Source organism: Streptomyces sp. NPDC052496, from assembly GCF_040679095.1.
In the GTDB taxonomy this organism is placed as follows: Bacteria; Actinomycetota; Actinomycetes; order Streptomycetales; family Streptomycetaceae; genus Streptomyces.
On sequence record NZ_JBFAUH010000034.1, the window covers coordinates 57,115 to 75,939 of the forward strand.

Consider the following 18,825-nt stretch of genomic DNA (forward strand, 5'->3'; position numbering starts at 1 on the left):
CCCTTGCTGTCAGGCCGCTTGGCTCCGGCCGGAGCCGGAGGTCGCGCCGCGATACCAGTACTCCAGGGTCAGCACGTGCCACAGATGCTTGGAGAAGTCCCGCTGCCCGGCGGCGTCCTCGGCGACCAGCCGCGCCAGCGCGTCGCGGCGCAGGATCCCGGAGCTGACGAGCACTCCGTCATTGATCACCTCGCGTACCAGCGGCGCCAGGTCCCGGCTCATCCAGGCCCGCAGCGGGGCGCTGAACAGGCCCTTGGGCCGGTACACGATCTCCTTGGGCAGGACCGAGGCGGCCGCCTCCTTCAGGACGGCCTTGCCCTGCCGTCCGACGATCTTGCGGGAGCCGGGTACGGCGAACGCCGCCCGGACCACCTCGACGTCCACGTACGGCACCCGTACCTCGGTTGAGGCGGCCATGCTCGACCGGTCGGTGTAGGCGAGGTTCAGGCCCGGCAGGAACATCCGGGCGTCACCCAGGCACATGCGGTTGACGAAGTCGTCGAGGTCGTTGTCCTGGTAGACGTCCGCGTGCTCGGTCAGTACGTCCGCGACCGCCGGGGCCAGGTCCGGATCGACCAGGGCGAGCAGTTCGTCCTGGTCGTACATGGTGTAGCTGCGCCGGAACGCGGTCTCCTCCGGCAGGTCGGCGAAGGACAGGAACCGCTTCGCGAAGCGCACCGACCGGTAGCCGCGGCGGGACGTGGCGACCGGCAGCCGGTCCACGGCCGCCGACAGGCCGCGCCGCAGGGGCCGCGGGACGCGCTGGTAGCGCAGCGCGAGCAGGTTGGCCAGGTGCTTGCGGTACCCGGCGAACAGCTCGTCGGCGCCCATCCCCGAGAGCATCACCTTGACCCCGGCCTCCCGGGCGGCCGAGCAGATCAGGTACGTGTTGATCGCGGCGGGATCGCCGATCGGCTCGTCCAGGTGGTACGTCATCTCCGGCAGCAGGTCGAGGACGTTCGGGGCGATCTCGATCTCGTGCAGGTCGACGCCGAACCGCCCGGCCACCTGCCGGGCGTAGCGCAGGTCGTCCGGCATCGCCTCGAACTTGGCGTCCTCGGCACGGAAACCGATCGTGTACGCGGAGATCCCGGGCTGGTGGCGGGCCGCGAGCGCGGTCAGATAGCTGGAGTCGAGACCGCCGGAGAGGAAGGTCGCCACGGGCACGTCGGAGAGCAGGTGCTGCCGGGTCGACTCCTCGACGACGGCCGCCAGGTCCGGCCGCTCACCGGCCCGGGCCCGTTCCCGGCCCTCGGCGGCGACGTCCTTCAGGTTCCAGTACCGGCCGCGCTCCACCCGGCCGTCGGGCCGGCACCGCAGCCAGCTCCCCGGCGGCAGCTTCTCCGCCTCGCGGAACGCACACCGGGAGTCCGGCACCCAGTAGTACAGCAGCGAGGCCACCAGCGCCGCGTGGTCCACCTCCAGCGACCCGCCGGTCACCGCGGCGAGCGCCTTGAGTTCGGAGGCGAACACCAGGCCCGCACCGCGCCGGAGCAGGAACAGCGGCTTGATGCCGAGCTGGTCGCGGGCGAGCACCAGCTCCCCGGTCCGCTCGTCGAAGACCGCGAACGCGAACATGCCGCGCAGCCGGGGCAGGCAGCCGGTGCCCCAGCGCCGCCAGGCCTCCAGCAGCACCTCGGTGTCGGAGGTGCCGCGGAAGCGCACCCCGGCGGCCGTCAGCTCGGCCCGCAGCTCCGGCGCGTTGTACAGCTCACCGTTGTACGTCAGGGCGAGGCCGTCCGAGACCATCGGCTGGGCGCCGGTCTCCGACAGGTCGATGATGGCCAGCCGGCGGTGCCCGAGGTGCACTTCGCCGTCGCCGGCGGGGTGGCTGTAGCGGCCCGCCCCGTCCGGCCCGCGGTGGGCCAGGACATCGGTGAGCCGGTCGGTGACGGCCTTCCCGTCCGGCCACCGGAACGTACCTGCGATACCGCACATGTCCTACCGTGCCTCCTGGTCGCTGCCCGGGATCCGGGCGGCCGGCATCGTCGGCCGGTCCGTCCGCAACGGGGCTTCCCCCACTGCCTGAACGGCGTGGGAGGTACCCCCGCCGTGCTGCCGGGCCGGCCGTTCGGTCCGCGGCCGGCCTTCCCCCACTGCCTCGACGGCGGGGGAGGTACCCCCGCCGGGCTGCCGGGCCGGTCGCTCAAAAGGGCCGCGCAGCGCCGTGCCGTCCCACAGCGTGCCGTCCGTACGGTCCCGTGGATCGGGGTCGATCAGCACCACCCCGATCACCGGGATGCGCTGGTCCGCGAGCTGCCGGGCGACGGTGTGCAGCCACGCGGCGCTGCCGTGCCCGGTACGGACGACGAGTACGGTCCGGGTGCCGAGGTGCCGCAGGTCGGTCCACGCCGTGCCGGGCGCGACCGAGCCGACGCCGAGCCGGCGCGCCTGCGGCCGCACGGCCGCGGCACGCTCGCCGCTGACCACGGTCACGCCGCCCGGCTCCTGGCGGCTGTCGGTGAGCTGCGGGCCGGGCAGACCGTCGATGACGACCACCGGCCCCTCCGCCGCCAGGGTTCCGGCGACGTTCAGGGCGATCACGCTCGTACTGCGCGCACAGCCCAGTTCCAGCAGCGACACCGGTTCCGCGGAGCCGCGCACGGCGCGCACCAGGGTCGCGGTGAGCCGCTCGTACGCCGTACGGGTCCGCCGGCGCTGCCACCGCCCGGCCGGCCGGCGGGGCGCGCGGGGCAGCTCCGCGACGACCGAGGCGCCCAGGTTCGCGGCGATCTCCCGGCGCAGCACGGGGCGGTCCGCCACCACCGTGCCGACCGCGGCCAGCGCGAGCCCGAGGACGAGCCCGAGGACGCACCCGATCCCGGCCTTGGTGACCATGGCCTTGGGCAGGGAGCGCGTGACCGCGCGCGGGGCGTCCACGATCTGCGTGCCGGCGACGAGCCGGGGCGTGCCGGTGCGCGCCTCCGCGGCCCGCTGGTCGAAGTCGGTGATCCGCGAGGTGAGTTCGGCCCGGCGGGCGAAGAGGGACTCCAGGCCCGCCGACGCCTTCGGGTCGCTGTCCGGTGACCGGTTGCCGATCGCCTTGTTGACCTGGGCGAGCTCGTCCCGCATGCGGTCCCGCTGGTCGTGCAGCGCCTTGGCCTCGGCCTGCGCGGTCTCCCGCATCCGCCGTACGTGGTCCGCGACGAACGCGTCGGCCAGCGCCTTGGCCCGGGCCACCGCCTGCGCGTCGCTGTCACCGGTCACGTCGATCTGCAGCAGGTTGTTGGTCACGCCGGTGCCCCGGTAGTCCTGCAAGAAGTCCTCGGGTTTCTCCGGGGACTTGAGGGCTCGGAGGGCCTGGGCGGCGATCCGGGTGGTTCCCAGCAGCGCGACATCGGTGCGGATCAGTGTTCCGGTGTCGTTGGGCTGGTCCTCCTTGTGCGTGACCAGCACCTTGGTCACCGCGGTCGGAGGCGGCGGCATCAGGACGGCCACCGCCGCGCCGACCAGCAGCCCCAGCAGCGCCAGGGAGCTCCAGAGGCGCCGGCGTCTGCGCACCGCCGCCACCAGGGCCTGGAGGTCCAGCAGGGGAGCGGCCGCCGACGGTTCCGGCGTCGTGCTCGTCGTCACCCTGAACCTCCCGTCGCATGGCCGCGGACCGCGAACGCCGAGGCGGCGTTCTCCGGACGGCGGCCGGCCGGCCGCGCCGGACGGGCCTGCACGGGGCCGGCGACGACGACGCCGACGACCTCGTGCCGGGCGTCCGCACACGCCTGGGCGATGCCGGCCAGCTCCTCCGCCGTCCAGCTGCCCGCGCTGAGCACGACCAGGGCGCCGGACTCGGTGTCGCGGTCCGGCACCATCGGCCGGGACACCGGGATGTCCACCACCCGCAGCACGGGGCAGCCCCTGCTCGACGAGCCGGCGGACAGCTCGGCCCCGGCCTCGGCGACGAGCTGTTCGGCGGCCCGGCGGGCGATCTCGTCGCCGTCCGGTACGACGACCAGCAGCCGCCGGGGGGCCGGCAGCCGGTCCCGGAGGCGGGCGCACACCCGCCGGTAGCGGATCCGCCGGCCGGCCTCGTCACCGGACCGCTGCGGGGCCGGCAGGTCCCACCGGGTGTCCGCGCCGAGCAGCCGGCGGACCCGGGCCCGCGGTCCCGGGTCTTCCGCCCGGTGCACGCGCTGTTCACCCGGTACGTCGACGGTGCCGAGCAGCGGCGAGCCCAGCGCCGCGGCGATCTCCGGTTCGGTGTGCAGCCGGCGGCTCATCCGCGCGGCGGCGAGATGGCCGATGACCGCGAGCAGGAGGAACAGCAGCGCTCCGGCGACGATGAGCTGCACCCTCGTCGGCGGGACCTGCCCGGCCGGCCGGGCCGCCGGGCCCATGACGACCATGCCGGCCTTGCCGGTCGCCCGCTCGGCCTCGTCCAGCTTCTTCATGGCCTCCTGGAGCGTGGTGCGCAGCTTTTCGAGCGCGGTACGGGCCTGCACGCTCTCCACGGTCCGCCCCGGGTCCGCCGCGTTGGCCAGCTCGGTGATGCGGCGGTTGGTCTCCACGACCTTCTGCCGCAGTGCCTCGGGGCCCTTGGCCGCTTCGGGGTCGGCGCTGCCGCCCGCGATCCGCTCGGCGAAGGTGACGAACTGCTGGGCCACCTGGTCGGAGAGCTGCTGCGCGTGCTCCGGGGTGTCGGCCGTACCCGAGATCTTGATGATGTTGCCCTCGGCGGCCGTGGCGCTCACCCGGTCCCGCAGCTCGTCGCCGCCCGGCCGGCCGAGCGCGGCGGCCGCGCGGTCGACCACCGCCGAACTGGCCGCGATCTGCGCCTGCGTCAGCAGTTCGCGCTCCTCCCACTGCCCCGGCAGCAGCACCGATGCCGACGCCGTGTACCGCGGCGGGAACAGCACCAGCGAGGTGCCGTAGCCCACGAGTGCGCCCACCACGGCGAGGACGGCGAGCAGCCGCCCGCGCCGGCGGAGGATCCGCCCGATCGTGACCAGACGTATCGTTTCATCGCTCAACGGCGCGGCCACCTCCCTGCCCGGCCACGGACCGGGGCGCCCGCCGGCGCCGCGGTGCGGTCCGGCAGGCAGCGGCGTAGGCGGCGAGCAGCGCCTGCTGGGAGTTGCGCCAGGAGAGCTGCCCGCTGACCCGCTCCTGGCCGGTCTTGCCCATGTGGGCCCGCTTCTCCGGATCGTCCAGCAGCAGCGCGACGAGCCGGGCGAACTCGGCCTCGTCGTCCTCGGACGCGTAGACGGCGGCGTCACCGGCGGAGACGCGCGCCTCCCGCAGGTCGAACGAGACGATCGGCCGGCCCATCGCCATGTATTCCAGGACCTTGTTCATGGTCGACACGTCGTTGAGCGGATTGCACGGGTCGGGGGACAGGCACACGTCCGCGGTGGACAGGTAGCGCACCAGGTCGGCGTCCGGAATGCGCCCGGTGAACTCCACCTGCCCGGACAGCCCGAGCTGCCGGGACAGCTCCACCATCGCGTCGAAGGCGTCACCGGCGCCGACGAACACCGCGTGCCAGTCGGTCCGCCCGAGCTCGTCGCGCAGCTTCGCCAGGGCCCGCAAGGCGTAGTCGACGCCGTCCTGCGGTCCCATGACGCCGAGGTAGCACAGCAAATGCGGCTTGCCGCGCTTCAACTCCGGCTCGGCGGGCACAGGTCGGAACCGCTCGGTCTGGGGCGCGCTGCGCACCACGAAGACGTCCTCCGGGCGCTTGCCGCCACGGCGCACCGCGACGTCCCGGTAACTCTCGTTCGTGGCCAGTACGACGTCCGCCGTCCGGTAGGTCAGCCGTTCCAGCGCGCACACGGCGCGGTAGAGCAGGTCCTCACCGCGGCCGAACCGGGAGAGGTACAGCTCCGGCACCAGGTCGTGCTGGTCGAAGACGAACCGCGCGCCGCGCCGCTTCAGCCGCAGCGCCGGAAGGAACAGCAGGTCGGGCGGGTTGCAGGCGTGCACCACATGGACCGGGCCGACCTTGCGGGCCAGCCGCGCCGTGTGCCACAGGGCCGAGCCGTACTCCCGCAGGTAGCCGGCCGGCCCTCCGGTGGCCGCGCGCAACGGGTAGCGGTGGATCCGCACGCCGTCGATCTCCGCCTCCGGCTCCGTGTCCCGCGTGGTGCCCTGCGGGCAGATGACGTGCACCGTCCAGCCCGCGTCGCGCAGCGTCGTGCACTCCTGCCACACCCGCCGGTCGAACGGCACCGACAGGTTCTCCACCAGGATCAGCGCGCTCCGGCCCGGCCGGTCGCCGCTCATTGCATCACCAAGCAAGGCCCACGTACCCCGGTTCGGCCCGGCGCGCGTCGGCGTCGGGAAGGTGGATGAGGTCGATCAGTACCGGTCCGGCGTCGCCGTGGGGCAGCGCCGAGAGCACGGCCGGCTCTCTGGTGCCGACCAGGCACACCTCGGCGTGCTCCAGCACCTCGTCGACGGAGTCGGCGAGCAGCTGCGCGAGGTGCGGCAGCCGGGTCTCGATGTACTCGCGGTTCGCGCCGATCAGCCGGGACAGGCTCACGTTGGCGTCGTAGATCTTCAGGTCGTACCCCTTGCCGAAGAGCCGCTCCGCCAGCTCGACGAGCGGGCTCTCGCGGAGGTCGTCGGTACCGGGTTTGAAGGACAGCCCGAACAGGCCCACCCGGCGCTTTCCGGTCCGCTCCACCAGCTCCACCGCCCGTTGCAGGTGCGCGGAGTTGGAGGGCAGTACGTGGGAGAGGATGGGCACCGAGACGTCGGCCCGCTGGGCCGCGTGGACCAGGCTGCGCAGGTCCTTGGGCAGGCAGGAGCCGCCGAAGGCGAAGCCGGGCCGCAGGTAGGCGGGGCTGATGTTCAGCTTGCGGTCGGCCAGGAAGACGTCCATCACCTGGTGCGAGTCCACCCCGAGCGCCTGGCACACCGCGCCCAGCTCGTTCGCGAACCCGATCTTGAGGCCGTGGAACGCGTTGTCCGCGTACTTGATCGCCTCGGCCGTCGGCACCGGCACCCGGAACACCTCGCCGGGCAGGCCGTCGTACAGCGCCAGCACCGCGTCGCCGCTCGCCGGGCCGAGCTCGCCGACGACGGTCTTGGGCGGGTCGAAGAAGTCCCGCACGCTGGTGCCCTCGCGCAGGAACTCCGGGTTGACCGCGACCCCGAAGTCCACCCCGGCCGTGCCGCCGGCCTGCTTCTCCAGCAGCGGCACCAGCAGGTTCAGACAGGTGCCCGGCAGCATGGTGCTGCGGAACACCACGGTGTGCCGCCCGCTGCCCCCACCCCGCCCGCCACGCTCCGCCAGCACCGCGCCGATCTGCTCGGTGACCCGTTCCAAGTACGTGGTGCACAGACTGCCGTTGGGCTCCGACGGCGTACCCACGCAGACCAGCGACACCTCACTGTGCAGGACCGCCTCACGGACGTCACCGGTGGCGCGTAACGCTCCGCTCCGCACGACCTCGGCGATCAGCTCGCCGATCCGCTCCTCGACCACCGGAGCCTTGCCGTCGTTGACCAGGTCGACCTTCACCTGGTTCACGTCCACCCCGACGACCTCGTGCCCCATGCTCGCCAGGCACGCGGCCGACACGCAGCCCACGTAACCGAGCCCGAAAACGCTGACCTTCATCTCCCGTCCCTCCCCCCAGGCAGGCCCTCCCGGCCTGCGGTCCGCACGCCGGCGGGGCCGCCCCGCCACAGCCCCCCGCGCATCAGTAGGCCCCCTGCCCGTAGAGCACCGCACGCAGCGTCTTCCACAAGATCACCGCGTCCAGGGCGAGCGACCAGTCCTCGACGTACCTGAGGTCCAGCCGGACCGCCTCCTCCCACGGCAGGTCACTGCGTCCGCTGATCTGCCACAGGCCGGTGAGACCGGGCTTGACCAGCAACCGCCGCCGGATGTCCGGGCCGTACGCGGCGGACTCCTCCGGCAACGGGGGCCGCGGACCGACGAGCGACATCGATCCGGTGAGCACGTTGAGCAGCTGCGGCAGCTCGTCGATCGAGTACCGGCGCAGCACCGCTCCGACCCGGGTCACCCGCGGATCCCGGCGGAGCTTGAACAGCAGCCCCGCCCCCTCGTTGCGGTGGGCCAGCTCGGCGCGTGCCGCGTCGGCCCCGACGACCATGGTGCGGAACTTGAAGATGGTGAACTCGCGGCCGTCCTTGCCGACCCGGCGCTGGCGGTAGAGCGCCCCGCCCCGGCTGTCCGCCATCACGAGCAGCCCGACGCACACCATCAGCGGCGCGAACAGCACCAGCAGGACCGCCGCGCCCAGCCGGTCGACGACGCCCTTGACCGCCCGGCGGCCCCCGGTGAACGTCGGCATGCTGACCCGCAGCAGCGGAATCCCGAGCACCGCGTCCACGTGCAGCCGCGGTCCGGCCACCTCCATCAGCACGGGGGCCACGACCATCTCGGCGTCGCTGCCTTCGAGGTTCCACGCCAGCCGCTGCAGCCGGTCCGGTGACCAGTGCGGGTCCGGTGTGACCGCCACGACGCGGTAGCCGTCCCGGCGTACGTGGTTGGCCACGTCCGCCAGCCGGCCGACGACCGGCACGCCGTCCAGCTGGTCACCGTCGAGACCGAGGCCGTCCGTCGTGCACACCGCGTCCACCCGCCAGCCCAGGTGCGGGAACTTGCGGGCCCGGGTGATCAGGTCACGTACGGTCTCCAGGCTCCCCGCGGCGAGCACCGGCCTCAGGCACCGCCCCTCCTTGCGCTGCCGGTGCAGCGAGAGGCGCAGCAGATACCGCGCGGTCATGGTGACGAGCGCGACCGCGGGGAGCGCGACGAAGATCCAGAGTTTGATGTTGCGTGAGGTGAGGGCGATGCCGCCGAGCGCCAGGACGACGGCCGCCGTGAACAGCGAGCGGCCGAGCCGGCGGAACTCCTCGGCGCCCTGGCCGAGTACGGCCGGCGCCCACGCCCGGCTCACCGTCAGCGTTCCCAGCACCAGCAGCTCGGTGCCGAATGCGAGAATGCCCCATTTCTCATGCCAGTTGGCCGCGTCCCGGGCCCCGAAGAAGAGGCCGATCGCCGCCACCACGAAGGCGGTGGCCACGGTATCGCTGGTGATCACGGTACGGCGGTACCGCTGCTCCCAGTCGGTCGCGAGCCGGCTGCTTGCCCCGTTCGCCAGACGCCCGCGCGCCGACGGAAACGGGTTGACTAATTCCCCCTGTTGCACAGGACCCCCCCGGTCGCCAGTGGTTCGACGTGCTCGCCCAACACCGTTCCTCGCCACGGGCGGCCCCGCCCCCCGTGCTGCGCCGTTCCTCCCCCCGGGAGGCCCCCGCCTCCCGCGCATGAAACGCTCATGTCCCAGCGCTGTGTGAGCAGCCCGACCGGCGCCGCCGGACTCCTGTGTCCGGCCGGCCGTCAAGGCGTGTGGAATCCCGTCGGAACCCCGGGTGCTCCCCGCACCCGGCGCCCCCTCCCGGGCTCCGAGAAGTGATCACCCCCACGTCTGGCGCTGGGGACGCGACTGCTGGCTGTGCGTAGCGCCGGACCTAAAGATCATTCTTGGTTGCTTCGTGCCCGATTGGCTGAAGCACGGTCAATCTAGACCATCGGGACCGGTATGGAGAGGGGGATGTGTGCAATTTGTGCTCAAGCTGCGGAACTTGCTCCACCGGCCGGTCACGACCCATGGCACCCCGACTACGCAGACACGCCGTGTGAGCTGGGGCGATGACGGTTCACCGGGTACGGCTACCGGGTGGACTCAGTCGGCTTGCAGGGGGGCTCGGAGTTCGATCCGGAATCCGCCGTGCGGGGTGGGTCCGGTGGTGAGGGTGCCGTCGAGGAGGTCGGCGCGTTCGTGCAGGCCGATGAGGCCTTGCCGGGAGCTGGGGAGGGCGACCAGGGGGCGGGTGGGCGCGGTGTTGGTGACGGTGACGCCGAAGTGGGTGGGGGTGTGCCACAGGTGGACGTCGGCGTGGGCTCCGGGGGCGTGTTTGCGGACGTTGGTGAGGGCCTCCTGGACGGTGCGGTAGACGGTGCGTTGGGCGGTGGTGCTGATGGTGGACGGGAGGTCGCCGGTCAGGGACGTCTCGATGCCGCTGGTGGCGACCAGGTGGTGCAGGTCGGCCAGAGTGGGCTGGGGGGTGAGTTCGGTGGTGCGGCCGCCGGAGGCGCGCAGCAGGGTGACCATGTGGCGCAGCTCGTCGAGGGTGCCCACGCTCAGGGAGCGGATGGTGTGGGCGGCCTCGCGGGTGTCGGGGTCGGGGGCGGCGACCTGAAGGGCTCCGGCCCGTACGGCGATGAGGCTGACCTGGTGGGAGACGACGTCGTGCATCTCGCGGGCGAGCTGGGCGCGTTCCTGGGCCAGGACGGTCTGGGCGTACAGGGCGCGTTCGTGTTCGCGGGCCTCTTCGACCTGGTGCAGCTGGCGGGCGATGTCGTGGCGGGCCTGGACGAGCTGGCCGAACAGGGCCGGGGCCAGGGCGGTGGCCAGGGTGTAGACGGTCTGGACCAGGGTCCAGGCGTGGTCGGAGGTGAAGGTGTCGGGCAGTTGGTCCAGGGCACTGACGGTGGCGTTGAGCAGGGCGCAGCCGGCCAGCAGGGGGCGGCTCCGGGTGTGGGTGGCCAGCGTGTACAGGGCGGTGATCGGCGCGAAGGCGACATCGAGGAAGAACGTCATGGGCAGCGTCAGGACGAAGACGGTCAGCGGGAAGCGCCGGCGCAGCAGCAGTCCGGCGCAGCCGACGGCGGCGCAGGCCAGTACGGCGGGGTGCTCCTCGTCCAGCAGGCTGATCCAGGCGTCGAGGGCGGCCAGCACCACCAGGCAGGCATCGACGGCCCAGGGCGGTACGCGTCGCCACCGTGGCCGGGGCTTGCTCACCACGGCCGGTCCTGGGAGGCGGTGTCGTTGAGCAGGCCGGCGCGTTCGGCGAGCAGGGCGGCCTGGACGCGGCCGGTGACCCGCAGCTTGGTCAGGATCGAGCTGACGTGGTCCTTGACGGTGCCGGCGCTGAGGTGGATGCGGGCGCCGATGTCGGCGTTGGACAGGCCCTGGGCGATGAGGATGAGCACGGCGCGTTCGCGGTCGCTGAGCTGGGCGACCCGGGCCACCTCCGCGTCGTTTGGAGCGCCGGTCCCGGGGTGGCTGCGCAGCAGGGCGCGCGAGGCCTTGGGGGAGAGCACCACGCCGCCGGCGGCCAGGGTGCGGACCAGGTGGGCGAGCTGTTCGGGTTCGGTGTCCTTGAGCAGGAAGCCGGCGGCGCCCGAGCGCAGGGCGGTCAGGATGTATTCGTCGGTGTCGAAGGTGGTCAGCATGGCCACGTGCGGCGGGGTGGGCAGGGTCTGGATCTCGCGCAGGACGCTGAGGCCGTCCACGTCGGGCATGCGGATGTCCAGCAGGACGACGTCGGGGGCGTGCTGGCGGATGATCTCGGTGGCGTGGGTGCCGTCCGCGGTCGCGACGACCTGCAGGTCGTCGCAGGCGTTGAGGATCAGCTCGAATCCGGAGCGCACCAGGGCCTCGTCGTCCACCACCACTACCCGGATCACACCCGGTCCGCCTTACTGTCGCTGCCTGCCGGCATGGTTGTCAGCGGTCCGCACGCCTGTGGTGCGGTGATCGCCTGTCGTCGACGGTAAGTGTGGCAGGGGGCGCGGGCGGCCCGGCCGGGGTGGAGTGCGGACACCCGGCGGACCGGTTCCAGCCGTTCGGGGGGCCGGGACCAGCCGACCGGCGGATGTGATCCGGCCGGCTGCCGGATACGCGGGGCCCCGCCCGGCGATCAGCCTGGACGTATGGACGACAACCGACACGGCCGACCGTGCCGTCACGGCCGCCCCTGCCGAAACGGCCGACCCGGCCACGCGCCGGTCCCGGCCGCTTGCGGCACGGCCTCTCGCCAGAAGCGCGCGACGGGCCGGCGCCCGCCGCGCGGGCACGCCGGAGGCAGCCGGGAAGCCCTGGTCATCGCCTGCGTCGTGGCGGCCGGGTGCGTGCTGGCGGTCCTGCGTCCCGATCTCTTCGCCGGCCTGGCCCAGCGCGCCGTGGCGCTGCGGGCCGGGCTGGCCGGCTGAGGGAACGGCGCGACCGATGAGAATCACCTTCCTGCTGCACGACGCCTGCACGGCCGGCGCCGCGGTCCGGGGCACGGCCGGCCTCGCCACCGCCCTCGCCGCACACCACGAAGTGGAGATCGTCTCCTGCTACCGGACCGCGGACCGGATGGCGTTCCCGCCGGCCGCGGAGGTGACGGTGCGTACGCTGGTCGACCTGCGCCCCTCCTCCCCGCAGTACGCGGGAGCCACCGACGGCCAGTGGCTGCCCGGCACCGTGTGCCCGTACGACACGGCCTACGCCGGTCCGACCCCGCCCAGCAGACTGAGTGAGGAGCGGCTCGCCGCCCACCTGCGCAGCACCGACGCCGACGTGGTCCTGGCGACCCAGCCGCACCTGGTGTGTCTCCTCGCCGAGCACGGCCGCGCCGATTACCTCCGTATCGGTCAGGAGTACCGGGCCCACGCGTCCCACAGTGCCGCGCTGCGCCGCGAACTGGAGGCGGCCATCGCCCGGCTGGACGCCTACGTGCCCTTCTCCCGGGCCGCCGCACGCGCACACCGCACCGCGCTCGCGGCCGCCCCGGTGCGCCTCACCAGCATCCCGGTGTGCTCTCCGGCCCCCGGCGCCGAGCCTTCCACCGGTAACTCGAAAGTCGTCCTGGCAGCCGGCCGGCCGGTACCGGCGGAGCGCCACGACCGCCTCGTGGAGGCCTTCGCCGAGGTCGCCGCGGTGCACCCGGACTGGAGCCTGCGCGTCTACGCAGGCGGCAGGGACCAGCAGCGGCTGCGGAGCCGCGTCGCGGAACTCGGCCTGCACGACCACGTCCTGGTCATGGGCGCGGGTGCCCCCATGGGCCCGGAGTGGGCCAAGGGCGCCATCGCCGTGGTGTCCGGCAGCGGCGCCGAACCGTCCGGCATGTCCATCGTGGAGGCCATGAGCTGCGGACTGCCGGTGGTGAGCACCGACTGCGGCCACGCCCCCCGCGAGATCATCACGCCCGGCGAGGACGGGCTCCTCGTCATGGACCACGGACCCTTCCAGGACACGCTGGCCGACGCGCTCCGCCACCTGATCGAGAACGAGGCCGAGCGCCGGCGGATGGCCGGGACAGCCCGCCGCACCGCCGAGCGCTTCCGGCCCGAGCGCATCGCCGCACAGTACGAGGCGCTGTTCACCGCCTGCGCCCCCGCGCTCGCCCCGGCCGGGGGCCGCCCGTTCCGGAACGCCGTCGGCGGTACCCGGTGGCGGCGCCGGGTGCGGCTGCTCGCCCGCCGCCTCGGCCCCCTACGGCGCGCCCCGTCGCCCCCCGCCGTGGCCTGCCGGGTGACGGCGGACGGCTCCCTCGTCTTCACCCTGCCCGCACAGCACCTCGGGCCCGGGGCCTGGAACCTCGTCCTGCGGCCGCGCGACCCCGACCGTGCCGAGCCCGTCCACCTGCCGGTCGAACGCGGTGCCGCGGACGGTGCCCCGTACCTGCGCCTCACCCTCGACAAGCGCGTGTGCGAACTCGCCGAGGGCGACTGGGACGTACTCCTGGCCCGGTCCGACGGCAGCGCCGCACACCCCGTCCGGGCCGGACTGATCGAGACCGCACACCTTCTGGAACCGGCGCAGCGGCTCGCCTCATGGCGGGAGGGCATCAAGACCTGGCTTCCGTACCCGACGCCGGGTGGAGGGCTCGCCCTGCGCGCCTGGCACCGGCCCGGACACGCGGAGGTCGTGACGTTCGACGTCGAGGACGAGGTGATCCGGCTGACGGGGCAGCTCCTCGGGTGGCGAGCGCGCGCTCACCACTACCGGTTCCAGGCCCGGTTGCGCGGCGCGCCCGACCGGGTCTTCGCAACCCCGTGCCGGGTGGACCAGGACGGCCACTTCGCCATCGGCGTGCCGGTCTCCCTGGTGGCCGGAAAGCACCCCGGGGGAGAGGCGCTCTGGGAGCTGTTCCTGACCGCGTACGGCGGCGGGCCGCGGATCCGACTGGGCATGGTGACGGGCGACCTCGTGGACCACCGGCACATCCGCCAGTTCCCGGCGGTCAGCTATGCCGCGCCCGAGGGCGAACTCCTGTTCCGCCCCCGCCTGACGCGCGAGCACGACCTGCTGCTCAGCGCCACGACCGCAAGGACCGGCCGACCGGACGACCGAAGGACCCGAGCATGACCGCGACCGACCCGTCGGCCGCCGACTCCGCACGCCTGACCGCCCCGGAGACGTTCAGGGCGCTGTACGCCCACTTCCGGCCGCACCGGAAGACCGTCGCGCTCGCCGGCCTGCTCACCCTGGCCGGTGCCGCGAGCGGGCTGCTGCAGCCCGTGGCCACGAAGGTCCTCGTGGACCGGCTGGCCTCCGGCGGGACCGTCACCGGGATCCTCCTGGCCCTGACCGCGCTCGTGGTGGTGGGCACGGCGCTCGCCGCCCTCGGCGTCTACACGCTCGAACGCACCGCGGAATCGGTCGTCCTGGCCGCCCGCCGCACCCTCGTCGGGCGCCTGCTGCGGCTGCGCCTCCCGGAGGCCGAACGCACCCAGCCGGGCGACCTGATGTCCCGGGTCACCTCCGACACCACGCTCCTGCGCGCCGTCACCACCCAGGCGATCGTCAACGGCGCCACCGGCGCCGTGACCCTGGCCGCGGCCGTCGCCATGATGGCGCTCATGGACGCCGTCCTGCTGGGCGTCACCCTCGGGGTCATCGCGCTGACCGGCGGAGCCGTCGCCCTGATCATGCCCAGGATCGCGCGGGCCACCGAACGCTCGCAGGAGGCGGTCGGAGAGATCTCCACCGTCCTTGAGCGGATGTTCGGCGCGCTGCGGACGGTCAAGGCGTCCGGTGCCGAACAGCGCGAGACCGCGACCGCCGACGCGGCGATGCGGCGCGCCTGGCGGCACGGCGTGACGAGCGCGAAGTGGGAGGCGGTCGCGGAGGCAGCGGTCGGGCTGGCCGTGCAGCTGTCGTTCCTGGCGGTGCTCGGGGTCGGCGGAGCCCGCGTGGCCTCCGGCGCGATCCCCGTGTCCACCCTGGTCGCCTTCCTGCTCTACCTCTTCTACGTCATCGAGCCGGTGGACCGGCTGACCGAGGCGGTCTCCAAGTACCAGCAGGGATCAGCGGCCGTCGCCCGCATCGCCCAGGTGGAGCGGCTCGCGACGGAACCCCTGGAACGGGACCACCCCGGGCGGACCGGGCCACCGGCGGTGGCCGAAGGCCCGGCGTCGGTCCGCTTCGAGAACGTGAGTTTCCGCTATCGGGAGGGCCTTGAGCCCGTCCACCACCAGGTCGACTTCGAGGTCCCGGGCCCCGGCATGACGGCTCTCGTCGGTCCCTCCGGCGCGGGCAAGTCGACCGTGTTCGCGCTGATCGAGCGCTTCTACGAGCCGACCGGAGGCCGGGTCCTGATCGACGGCAAGGACGTCCGGGACCGGTCCCTGCCGGACCTGCGGGACGCCATCGGGTACGTGGAGCAGGACGCCCCGGTCCTGGCCGGAACCCTGCGCCAGAACCTGGTCTACGCGGCACCCGGCGCGACCGGCGAGGAGATCCGGGACGTCCTGCGCCGGGCGAAGCTGGACACCCTCGTCGACCGCCTCCCGGAGGGCCTGGACACCCAGGTCGGACACCGCGGCACGATGCTGTCCGGCGGCGAGCGGCAGCGCATCGCCCTCGCCCGCGCCCTGCTGCGCAAGCCCCGGCTGCTGCTCCTGGACGAGGCGACCTCGCAGCTCGACGCCGTCAACGAACTCGCGGTACGCGACGTCATCACGCAGGCCGCCCGGGAGACCACCGTGCTCGTGGTGGCCCACCGCCTCTCCACGGTGATCCACGCCGACCGGATCGTCGTGATGGAGGCGGGACGGGTACGGGCCGTGGGCACCCATACGGAACTGCTCGGCCAGGACGAGCTGTACGCCCGGCTGGCGGCCACCCAGTTCCTGGGTCCGGCAGGGTGAGGCGGCGGAGCAAGCGGACGAGTACGGCACCGGCCGGCCTCGGGCCTTCCTCACCCTTGGTCCATGGGCGCTTCGCTGCCGACAGGGCGGCGGCCGCTGGTGAGGCTGCGCTTCCGCAGGGTCGCCGGCCTGGTGGACTCCCACAGGGCGGACGCCAGGCAGACCAAGGTGGCGCCGGCCACGATGTGCAGGGTGCTGGTGAGCGCGGAGTCGGGCAGGGCGGTCAGGAACGCGAAGAGGGGGAGGGCGGTCGCGTACGTCCATGACGGGAGCCGCGGGAACACCCGGGCGCGGAGCATGGCCGCCCCGAACAGGGCGCAGCCCACGGCGAAGACGGCCGCGGAGCCGATCAGCGCGGGGCCCGCCGGGCCCGACAGCGCCCTGTCGACGGCCGCGTCGTCGAGGGGGAACAGCACGAGGTTCGCGGCGAACGCGGCGCCGCCGAACAGGCCGAGGCCGATGAGGTTGACGACGTAGGCCGTCTCCCCGAAGTGGCCGGTGACCGCGCTCTGGCGCCGGTGCAGCGCGGTCAGCAACGGCAGCGCGAACGCGGGGGACAGGGCGAGGAAGAAGCTGGTCGTCGTCGTTTCCCCGGTGAAGATCTCGGCCAACGCGGGCAGGCCGACGAGCAGACCGGCCAGCGTGCCGGCCAGGGCGCCGATGCGGGCGGCCCGGTCGGACAGGGTGGTGGGCATGGGGCGCTCCTCTGGGGCTGGGCCTAGGGCGTTACTGATGGGTCTCCGTGTCAGCAGCGCCCTAAGGGCGGACCCGGCCCGGAACGTCAGGGCCGGGGCCCAGAACGCTAAGGAGAAGCAAGCCGTCGCGGCAGGTGCGGAGCGGCGAGACCCGCAGCCGGAAGTCACCCGACCCGCCGTCGCCGTACGGCCGTCCGGCACGTGCCGCCCGGCCACATCCGCCTGTGGCGGCCCCGCACCCTCGTCCCCTGGCGGCTGCCCGCCTAGCCTGGGCGGCACGCAGGAGGGGGTGGGCCCATGACGGCGTACGTACCGGTGCCGTGGGTGTCGCCCCTGCTGTACGCCGCGGTGCTGGCCGGCGGCCTCTACTACGCGGTGGCGGACCTCGCCCCCGGCCCCGGGCCGCCCCTCTGGCGCACGGCCGGGTTCGCCGCGGGGCTCGCGGCGCTGGGCGCCTTGGAGGCGGCGGAGCGGCGTGGGGTCCTGGCCCGGGCGTGGCTGCCGCTCCTCGCGCGGGGCGGCCTGATCGCGGTGGTCGTCGCCCTCGACGCGTCCGGGCTGGCCCAGGTCCTGTTCGTCCTCCTGCCGTTCACCGCCTACTTCGCTTTCGGACGCGGCACCGCACTCGCGCTCGCGGCACTGTGCGTGGCCGGGCTCCTCGCCGGATACATGGTGACCACGCCCGCCTGGAACCGTGACGTGGAACGCGTGTCCGACCTGCTGATGCTCTGCGTCGGCCTGATCCTCGCCCTCTCCATGGCGGCCGTCGCCATCGGCGAGCAGCGGGGACGGCGCGCCCTGGAGCAGTACGCCGCGCAGGTCGCCGAACTGTCCGCCGCGGCCGAGCGCAACCGTCTCGCGCGGGACATCCACGACAGCCTCGGGCACCATCTCACCGCCGTGTCCGTACAGTTGGAGATCGCGTCCGAATTCCGGGCGCTGGAGCCCGACTCCGCCCTGCGAGCGGTCGACGAGGCGCGGCTGTCGGTGAAGCGCGCGCTGAGCGACGTACGGCAGTCCGTACGGGCACTGCGGGGCGAGGAGACGCACGAGCCGCTGACCGTCCTGCTCGCGGAACTGGCCCGCGACGACGAGGCCGGACCCCAGGTCGCCGTGCAGGTCGACGGCTCGGAGAACGGCTACGGACCGGCGCAGCTGACCGCCCTTTACCGGGCCGCACAGGAAGGTGTGACCAACGCGCGCCGCCACGCGCGGGCCTCACGGGTGACGGTGGCGGTCCGGCTGACGGCGGACGCGGCACGCCTCGTGGTGTCCGACGACGGCCGCGGCTTCACCCCGGGCGCGTCCACCACCGGGTTCGGACTGCTCGGGATGCGGGAGCGGGTGCATCTGGTGGGCGGGAGCGTACGCATCGACAGCGGCCCGGGTGCCGGGGCCCGGCTGACGGTGACGGTGCCGCGCGGCCGCGGCGGGAAAGGCGTGCCATGAGCGAGGAGACGGCACCGGTCCGCGTACTCGTCGTGGACGACCAGCGGCTCATCCGGGACGGCATCGCGTCGCTGCTGTCCATCCGGCCGGGCATCACGGTCGTCGGCACGGCGGTGGACGGCCGCGAAGCCGTCGCGAAGGTGCTCGAACTGCGCCCGGACGTCGCCCTGATGGACGTCCGGATGCCGGGGATGGACGGCGTCGAGGCGGTCGCCGTACTGCGCCGCGAGGCACCGGAGTGCCGGGCGGTGATGCTGACGACGTTCGACGACGAGGAGTACGTCGTCCAGGCGCTGCGCGCGGGCGCCTGCGGCTACCTGCTCAAGGACCTGCCCGCCGACGAACTCGCCCACGCGGTCCGCCTCGCGCACGCGGGCGTCACCCAGCTCGACGCCTCCGTGACCCGCCACCTCGCCGCCGGCCTCCCCGCCCCGGGCCCCGGCACCGAGCCGGCCGTCGCCCTCAGCCCACGCGAGATCGACATCCTGCGCCTCGTGGCCCGAGGCAGCACCAACCGGGAGATCGCCGCCCAGCTCTACCTCAGCGAAGGCACCGTGAAGAACCACATCTCCCGCATCCTCAGCCGCCTCGCCCTGCGCGACCGCACGCAGGCGGCGCTACGGGCGCGGGACATGGGGCTGCTGTGAGGGCCGACCGCGGCGGCCCGCCGAGCCGGACGCCGGCCCGCAGAACCGAGGCCCGGGAGTCACACCCGTCGGACCCCATGGGTGACGCCTGCTGCTCCGGCGGCAAGCGGCCGGCGCCCCCTCCCGGAGGCGCAGGGTG

The 18,825-nt window shown here is 73.6% G+C and carries 13 protein-coding genes; 4 read left to right on the top strand and 9 right to left on the bottom strand.

Translation table 11 applies throughout. The annotated features are described in order from the left end of the window. Positions 1 to 9: 9 nt before the first annotated feature. The 8 genes from asnB to AB0L45_RS34175 form a co-directional block, all read right to left on the bottom strand. The gene (asnB, locus tag AB0L45_RS34140; protein ID WP_365847009.1) at positions 10 to 1,938 is read right to left on the bottom strand and encodes an asparagine synthase (glutamine-hydrolyzing); all 1,929 of its coding nucleotides are present in this window, start codon (positions 1,936 to 1,938) and stop codon (positions 10 to 12) included. 3 nt (positions 1,939 to 1,941) lie between these two features. After that, entirely contained in the window at positions 1,942 to 3,573 is a 1,632-nt protein-coding gene (locus AB0L45_RS34145; protein ID WP_365847011.1) for a Wzz/FepE/Etk N-terminal domain-containing protein, read from the bottom strand. After that, positions 3,570 to 4,964, bottom strand: coding sequence for a Wzz/FepE/Etk N-terminal domain-containing protein (locus tag AB0L45_RS34150; RefSeq protein ID WP_365847013.1), 1,395 nt, complete (start codon positions 4,962 to 4,964; stop codon positions 3,570 to 3,572). Before AB0L45_RS34150 ends, AB0L45_RS34145 begins: the two co-directional genes overlap by 4 nt. Next, entirely contained in the window at positions 4,954 to 6,216 is a 1,263-nt protein-coding gene (locus AB0L45_RS34155; RefSeq protein ID WP_365847015.1) for a glycosyltransferase family 4 protein, read from the bottom strand. Before AB0L45_RS34155 ends, AB0L45_RS34150 begins: the two co-directional genes overlap by 11 nt. A gap of 4 nt (positions 6,217 to 6,220) precedes the next feature. Then, positions 6,221 to 7,558 carry a nucleotide sugar dehydrogenase gene (locus AB0L45_RS34160; protein ID WP_365847017.1) on the bottom strand — a complete coding sequence of 446 codons (1,338 nt, stop codon included), beginning with the start codon at positions 7,556 to 7,558 and terminating at the stop codon, positions 6,221 to 6,223. Positions 7,559 to 7,640: 82 nt separating this feature from the next. Next, the gene (locus AB0L45_RS34165) at positions 7,641 to 9,119 is read right to left on the bottom strand and encodes a sugar transferase (RefSeq protein WP_365847019.1); all 1,479 of its coding nucleotides are present in this window, start codon (positions 9,117 to 9,119) and stop codon (positions 7,641 to 7,643) included. 537 nt (positions 9,120 to 9,656) lie between these two features. Further along, positions 9,657 to 10,778: a histidine kinase gene (locus AB0L45_RS34170; RefSeq protein ID WP_365847020.1), complete on the bottom strand. Its 1,122-nt coding sequence runs from the start codon at positions 10,776 to 10,778 to the stop codon at positions 9,657 to 9,659. After that, positions 10,772 to 11,431, bottom strand: a complete 660-nt coding sequence (locus AB0L45_RS34175; RefSeq protein ID WP_365847046.1) for a response regulator transcription factor — start codon at positions 11,429 to 11,431, stop codon at positions 10,772 to 10,774. The genes AB0L45_RS34170 and AB0L45_RS34175 overlap by 7 nt, the downstream gene beginning before the upstream one ends. 553 nt (positions 11,432 to 11,984) lie before the next feature. Here AB0L45_RS34175 and AB0L45_RS34180 point away from each other — a divergent pair. Then, a complete protein-coding gene (locus AB0L45_RS34180; RefSeq protein WP_365847022.1) occupies positions 11,985 to 14,111 on the top strand; it encodes a glycosyltransferase in 2,127 nt (708 codons plus the stop codon). Then, positions 14,108 to 15,895, top strand: coding sequence for an ABC transporter ATP-binding protein (locus tag AB0L45_RS34185; RefSeq protein ID WP_365847024.1), 1,788 nt, complete (start codon positions 14,108 to 14,110; stop codon positions 15,893 to 15,895). Before AB0L45_RS34180 ends, AB0L45_RS34185 begins: the two co-directional genes overlap by 4 nt. Positions 15,896 to 15,945: 50 nt before the next feature. Here AB0L45_RS34185 and AB0L45_RS34190 read toward each other — a convergent pair whose 3' ends face one another. Further along, complete coding sequence (locus tag AB0L45_RS34190) at positions 15,946 to 16,590, bottom strand: hypothetical protein (protein ID WP_365847026.1); 645 nt, start codon at positions 16,588 to 16,590, stop codon at positions 15,946 to 15,948. Between the two features lie 297 nt (positions 16,591 to 16,887). Here AB0L45_RS34190 and AB0L45_RS34195 point away from each other — a divergent pair, with 297 nt between their 5' ends. Continuing rightward, entirely contained in the window at positions 16,888 to 18,039 is a 1,152-nt protein-coding gene (locus tag AB0L45_RS34195) for a sensor histidine kinase (protein WP_365847028.1), read from the top strand. Then, the gene (locus tag AB0L45_RS34200) at positions 18,036 to 18,686 is read left to right on the top strand and encodes a response regulator transcription factor (RefSeq protein ID WP_365847030.1); all 651 of its coding nucleotides are present in this window, start codon (positions 18,036 to 18,038) and stop codon (positions 18,684 to 18,686) included. Before AB0L45_RS34195 ends, AB0L45_RS34200 begins: the two co-directional genes overlap by 4 nt. The last annotated feature ends 139 nt before the right edge of the window (positions 18,687 to 18,825 follow it).

Excerpts from the sequence above, each read along its gene's own strand:
- AB0L45_RS34190 (WP_365847026.1), bottom strand. The coding sequence starts at position 16,590 with ATGCCCACCACCCTGTCCGACCGGGCCGCCCGCATCGGCGCCCTGGCC.
- AB0L45_RS34155 (WP_365847015.1), bottom strand. The coding sequence starts at position 6,216 with ATGAGCGGCGACCGGCCGGGCCGGAGCGCGCTGATCCTGGTGGAGAAC.
- AB0L45_RS34200 (WP_365847030.1), top strand. The coding sequence starts at position 18,036 with ATGAGCGAGGAGACGGCACCGGTCCGCGTACTCGTCGTGGACGACCAG.
- AB0L45_RS34195 (WP_365847028.1), top strand. The coding sequence starts at position 16,888 with ATGACGGCGTACGTACCGGTGCCGTGGGTGTCGCCCCTGCTGTACGCC.
- AB0L45_RS34160 (WP_365847017.1), bottom strand. The coding sequence starts at position 7,558 with ATGAAGGTCAGCGTTTTCGGGCTCGGTTACGTGGGCTGCGTGTCGGCC.
- asnB (WP_365847009.1), bottom strand. The coding sequence starts at position 1,938 with ATGTGCGGTATCGCAGGTACGTTCCGGTGGCCGGACGGGAAGGCCGTC.
- AB0L45_RS34185 (WP_365847024.1), top strand. The coding sequence starts at position 14,108 with ATGACCGCGACCGACCCGTCGGCCGCCGACTCCGCACGCCTGACCGCC.
- AB0L45_RS34180 (WP_365847022.1), top strand. The coding sequence starts at position 11,985 with ATGAGAATCACCTTCCTGCTGCACGACGCCTGCACGGCCGGCGCCGCG.